The following is a 6088-nucleotide window of genomic DNA, read 5'->3' on the forward strand; positions in this document are numbered from 1 at the left end:
ACAATAGAAGATGGAAGATAAGATAAGGAACTTACTAAATCAAGTTGATATAGTCAGTAGAAAAAACTCAGAGATATTGGATGCCACAGGTGGGCGGTTTAATATCTTTCGCATTTGCGGTGTGAATCACTACGAAAATACTCATTCTGCTATAATTGCTGAATTTCTAAACCCCAAAGGTTCTCACGGATTAGGAGCGAAGCTTCTGGAGTGCTTTGTGAATTTATTAGAAATTGATGATTTTGATTGTTCCAATGCTCATGTTTTTACTGAATACCCTACGGATTATTATGTTTTAGATATAGAAAAGGGTAGAATAGATATTTTGGTAGAAAGTGGTGGTAAATCTATAATACTTGAAAATAAGATTTATGCTGAGGATCAATGGGAACAACTGAAACGTTATGACACTTTTGCGAAACGAAAATATTCAGCAGGTAATTATCATGTATACTATCTTACTTTGGAAGGAAATGAAGCTTCTTGTGAAAGTCATTGTGGAATAAGTTATAACAGCATCTCGTATAAAGCAGAGATTATTGATTGGCTTGAAAAGTGCGTAGAAATTGCTGTTCGATTTCCGATAGTGCGTGAAACTATTATCCAATATATTAATCATCTAAAACAACTAACAAATCAAGATATGGATGCGAGAAATCAAAGTGAAATAGTGGAAATTCTGATGAATAATTTTGAAGCGGCTAAAACAATTCGTCAAAATTATGAAGCAATATTTGATGCCATGGCAGAGAAATACTTTTTTCCTGAAATGGAAGATTTTGTGAGTAGAGAAGGCTTTGAGTTAGAAAAAAGAGGAGCCTCTGAAGCTGATGGTGGAATAAACTTTCGTGTTTTTGTGCCAGGGTGGAAGAAGTGTCATATCAGTTATAGCCCTGAAGGAGCCGGTTATTTATTTGGAATTCAATATACTCGTGATGATTGGAAAGAGAATCCATTATCCAATGAGACTTTAGAAACACTAAGATCTATATTTGGCTCTCATTTTAAATGGAATGATGGTTGGTGGCCTCTTTATACAAAACTCGAAAAGATAGAGTGGGAAGAAGACTCTATTCGTTTGTTTGCGAAAAATTGCAAAGATCAAATATCAGCTTTAATAAAAAAAATAAAAGGATTAGACTTATAAATCAGAATTACTTAATGCATGCGCCTCCTCCACCTCTCCGACACCCACAACCTCCATCGGCAATTGAGTAACTTACCGATTGCTGACATAATTATTCATTCCGGTGATATTTCGTATGCCGGAACGGGAGAGGAGATCGCGGATTTTGTCGAATGGTTTGGAGCGTTGGATTATGAGTATAAAATCTTTATAGCCGGCAATCATGATTTTTGTTTGGAAAACAAGAACACTGATGCGGTACAGCAATTCTTGCCTAAAAATTGTTTCTACCTTTGTCATAGTGGTGTGGCCATAGAAGGCGTGAGGTTTTGGGGTATGCCTTTCTTCTTTTCTGATGATATAAGTGGGGAGTATCATAGTAAGATCGCTCAAGTGCCGAAAGATACTGATATGTTGATTTCGCATCGCCCGCCACTTGGTATTTTGGATAATGCTAATAATATAAACTTTGGTTGTCCTGATTTGCTTCAGAAGGTCTTAGACGTTCGTCCTCATTATCACCTTTTTGGACATATTCATGATGCGTATGGTATAGAGGAATCAAAACAGACTACTTTTGTCAATGCGGCGTTGGTAGATGAAGCGTATCGATTGACAAACAGCCCCCACCTGTTTGATATTTGATTCAGTGCTATGGCGAATTTGCTTTCTCTCTCATTTTCTTTAAGATATGTTGTCCTTTGGCATAATAATTCCCTTTCTTTGTTTTTTTAAGAGTTTGGCTTATCAGAGCCTACCAATTGAATAAGGAGGATTCATACATATTAAATAGGTAAAACAGATGAAAACAATTACATTAATCTTAGCATGTGCTCTTACATTAAGCCTTGCTGCAAAACAAAACAACAATATGGTATCGAATAGTGATGAAACAATAATTTCCGATGTACAAATCGTCGGTAGTTGGATCTATGTGTATGATGCAAAAGGGAAGAAGGCCTCCTCTATGTCGGCGGCGAACCGGAAGGTAGTAGGGATTGCTTCTGATTTCTTTGTCGTTGTCAGCGGTAGCTGGATTTACACATACGACATAAAGTGTAAGCGGATCGCTTCGATGTCCGCTTCAAACCTGGAGGTAAAAGGAGCAGCCGGCAACTCCTTTACCGTCAAAAGCGGAAGTTGGATTCACACCTACGACCGGAAATGTAAAAAAATTGCGACACGGGCAGATCGGTAACATAGAATTTATTTCGCAACAGAGACATTGTTGCGAAAGAGCATACTCCGATATTTTAGTGCTTCCGTGGTAATTAGAAACTGCTCATTCGAGCAGTTTTTTGTAAATACCCACACTCTATGCCGTTATATGGCATACGCTGATCCTATCTTTGTATAAAAACAATAGATATGAAACCGTTAAAGACTACAAAAGAGGGTGTGGATAATAGTAAAGAGGCCAAAAAGAAGTCACCCAAAACGCTTTTACAGCACATTGAAAGTATCATTGAACTGGTGGAAAATTCCGGTTTGAGTGAAGAATTCTACCAAAAGGCCAAGCGAAGTATAACGTTTGTTTCTAAAAAAATGAGCTTAACAGCCAATCAGGTCGTTCTATTTACTGTTTTTATCGAGAAGAGCGACGATAATAGGATCTATCTGAATGAGTTGTCCTCCTTTATTAAATGTCGGAATATTAAGACCATCAGCTTGATAAGTGACATTGACGAGCTGGAACGGAGGCGTTTGATTCGCTGTTGCAGAGAGGAGAGTAAACATACGTATCGAGTTCCGGTGGAAGTCGTTCGTGCCATAAAAGACAATGTGGTCTATGAACCGGAGAATACAAAAGGCCTTACGACAAAAGACCTGTTTAAACATCTTTATCGTCTTTTTAAGGAAAGGGAGAATAGAGAAATCTCGTCTGATGTATTATTGGGAGAATTGCGATCTTTGTTTGCCGACAATCCTTCTTTGTCTTTTTGTCAACAGATTAATGAGTATGAGAAGGTTTTCTCAGACGAAGACAGTTCTCTGTTGCTGTTATTCTTTTGTCACATGTATGTAAATTTGGATGATGACTGTGTTGGAGAACGTGATTTGAATTCTGTATTTGATGAAAAATGGATGGTTAGATCGATGATGTCCAGTTTACAAAACGGACAGAACGAATTGCTTGAAAACAATATTTTGGAGAATTCTAATGATAATGGTTTTAGTGACCGTAATTATTATAAGCTATCCGCCGCAGCCAAAGAAAAATTGTTTGTTGAGTTAGATATAAAAACCCAGCAAACGGTACATAAGAAAGATCTTATATTGCATGAAAATATAACGGCTAAACAGCTGTTTTACAATGACCGCGAGCAGTTGCAAATCACCCAACTCGCTTCACTCCTTCAGCAAGATAATTTTCAGTCCGTTCAGGAGAAACTGGAAAAAGGCGGCTTGCGAAAAGGTTTTGCCTGTTTGTTTTACGGGGCACCAGGCACCGGGAAGACCGAGACAGCCTATCAAATTGCACACGCTACCGGGCGGGACATTATGATGGTGGATATTTCGGAAACGAAAAGTGTGTGGTATGGGGAGAGTGAAAAACTAATAAAGGGTATCTTTGATAAGTATAAGAATTATTTGAAAACCAGCGAGGTGGCTCCCATTCTGTTGTTCAACGAGGCCGATGCAGTTATCGGGAAACGAAAAGAAGAAGGCAGGGGCTCCATCGATCAAACAGAAAATGCTATTCAAAATATCCTCTTGCAGGAGATGGAGAACCTGGAAGGCATTATGATTGCCACGACCAATCTGACACAGAACTTAGATAAGGCTTTTGAAAGGCGGTTCTTATATAAAATCGAGTTTGATAAACCTTGTACTGATGCCAAAAAGAAAATCTGGCATACCATGCTGCCGGCACTTTCCGAGGAGGATCGGTTGATCTTAGCGAATGACTATGATTTTAGCGGTGGCCAGATAGAGAACATTGTGCGCAAATATACCGTAGACTCTATCCTAAACGGAACAACTCCTTCGTTGGAAACAGTACATAGCTACTGCCAAAGTGAGTTTTTATATAAGAACACAGAACGAAGAAGAATAGGGTTTACCTATAGTTCTACCAACTAAGAAGCCGTCATGTTATTAAAAAGAAAATCTACACAAGAATACGAGGTGATCCTGCGTCTTGTTTTTTTGTCCTTTTGCGGTCGGAAAATTCGACCGCAAAAGGTGAATGCTTTGGGTAAGGAGGGTGAGAACTGTAGGTTTCCAAGCTTATCGAAAATTGCGATAACCTCTTGGTCTCTTAATCGGATGATTTGTGATGATTTTCGGATAAAACATCACCTATGCTGTTATTTGGCGCATGATTCTTCTATCTTTGCTGAAAAAGAGAAGAACTGCGCATATGTACAGATTATTTTAAAATAAAAACAGATGAAACAAAAAAAATCAAGTAAAGATACCACCTCCAACCTCTTCAATCGCTATGTCTGGTTGGTGGATATGATCTATCGAAAAGGGAAAATAACCTTCGAAGAAATCAATGAGTATTGGCTGCGATCACAGTTGAATCTTGATGGGGAAGACCTTCCTTTGCGCACCTTTCACAACCATCGCAAGGCGATAGAACAAATGTTTGATATCAATATCGAATGCGATAAGCGCGATGGATACACCTATTATATCGAAAACGCAGACGATATGAAACGAGGAGGTGTGCGCAGCTGGCTATTAAATACCTTTGCGGTTAATAATCTGATCAATGAAAGTCATAAGCTGAAAAATAGAATTCTGTTTGAATACATCCCGTCGGGGAGAGCATATCTGACGCCGCTGATTGAAGCGATGCGCGACAACCTGGTGGTGGAGATTTCCTATCAGTCCTATTGGAGGGATACGCCGAGTACGTTTGAAATCGAACCTCTTTGTGTGAAAGTATTTAAGCAACGCTGGTACGTGGTTGCCCATAATCCGGAGAAGCAGAAACGTATTTACGCCTTAGATCGAATTCGGCAATTAAGACAAACAGATCAACAGTTTAAATACCCTCCTCGTTTCGATCCGCAGGACTATTTTGACGGAAGCTTTGGCATTATAGTAGATGAGGAGTATGATATCGAGCAGATACGGATCAAAGCATACGGCAATAAATCGAAATATCTGCGCGCTTTGCCTTTGCATCATACCCAAAAAGAGGTGGAAACGACGGGTGAATATGCTGTCTTTGAATACCTCTTACGTCCGACTTATGATTTTCAACAGGAGCTCCTCTCTCATAAAAATGAAATAGAAATTCTCTCCCCACTATGGTTGAGAGAAGAGATGATAGCTGATATGAAGAAAATGCTTGAGGTGTATGGGAAATAGCCCCTCTCCTGCATCTTACTATACAAAAGATAAATCGTCAACGTATGAAATTCAGTCATATCGTGCTTTTGTGATGGTGTTTGTTTTCGTTTTTGCTTTTGCTTTACGCCTTCGGCTAAGCGATTGCAATTTGACAATTTGATATTTCGGCAGGAGAATTTTTCCAAAAAACCGGGACTTTGGAGACAAACTCCCGGGAGAAACATTTTTTAACAAACCGAAGTGTAAGCAAAAGTGCCCCAATTCGTTAGAAAACGCCTCTTTTTGCTTACACTTCGGTTTTTGACTTTCGACTATTTTCTCCCTATTCCCAGCCCTCCGTTTCTACTATATACATATTTATATATACAAGAGCCCTTCATGCCCTTGCAAGACGGATCCCGACGGGGTAGGGGCTCTATATTTCAGTTTCAGGCATTCTTTCTGTTCTTTTCGAAAAAAAAGTGCCCATCTAACCAATCTATTATCAGCTTCTTACTTGTTTTGTTGCAACTTTTTCTAAAAAAACCTTCAAATAAATTTTGTTTAGAAAGAAATTAACCCCTATCTTTGCACCCGCAAATGTGAGATCATTTGCTTCTTTTTTCTCCTTAATTTCTTGTTTTGATGCCTGAAGTGGGTGTGAGATAAAAGAGA

5 protein-coding genes are annotated in these 6088 nt (G+C 38.9%); all 5 read left to right on the forward strand.

What is annotated here, in order from left to right:
* Window positions 1-10: 10 nt before the first annotated feature.
* The 5 genes from M2137_RS05670 (at window position 11) to M2137_RS05690 (ending at window position 5452) form a co-directional block, all read left to right on the forward strand.
* Window positions 11-1147, forward strand: a complete 1137-nt coding sequence (locus tag M2137_RS05670; protein ID WP_280765491.1) for a PD-(D/E)XK nuclease family protein — start codon at window positions 11-13, stop codon at window positions 1145-1147.
* Window positions 1148-1165: 18 nt separating this feature from the next.
* Window positions 1166-1771 (forward strand): metallophosphatase domain-containing protein, encoded by a 606-nt coding sequence (locus M2137_RS05675; protein ID WP_280765492.1) that lies wholly within the window; start codon window positions 1166-1168, stop codon window positions 1769-1771.
* A 226-nt stretch (window positions 1772-1997) separates the two neighbouring features.
* Entirely contained in the window at window positions 1998-2324 is a 327-nt protein-coding gene (locus tag M2137_RS05680) for a hypothetical protein (protein WP_280765493.1), read from the forward strand.
* 170 nt (window positions 2325-2494) lie between these two features.
* On the forward strand, window positions 2495-4210 hold the full coding sequence (locus M2137_RS05685; protein WP_280765494.1) for an ATP-binding protein: 1716 nt from the start codon (window positions 2495-2497) through the stop codon (window positions 4208-4210).
* 309 nt (window positions 4211-4519) lie between these two features.
* Window positions 4520-5452: a WYL domain-containing protein gene (locus M2137_RS05690; protein WP_280765495.1), complete on the forward strand. Its 933-nt coding sequence runs from the start codon at window positions 4520-4522 to the stop codon at window positions 5450-5452.
* Window positions 5453-6088 lie beyond the last annotated feature (636 nt).

The sequence above is a fragment of the Parabacteroides sp. PFB2-10 genome, assembly GCF_029893085.1.
GTDB lineage: Bacteria > Bacteroidota > Bacteroidia > Bacteroidales > Tannerellaceae > QVMG01.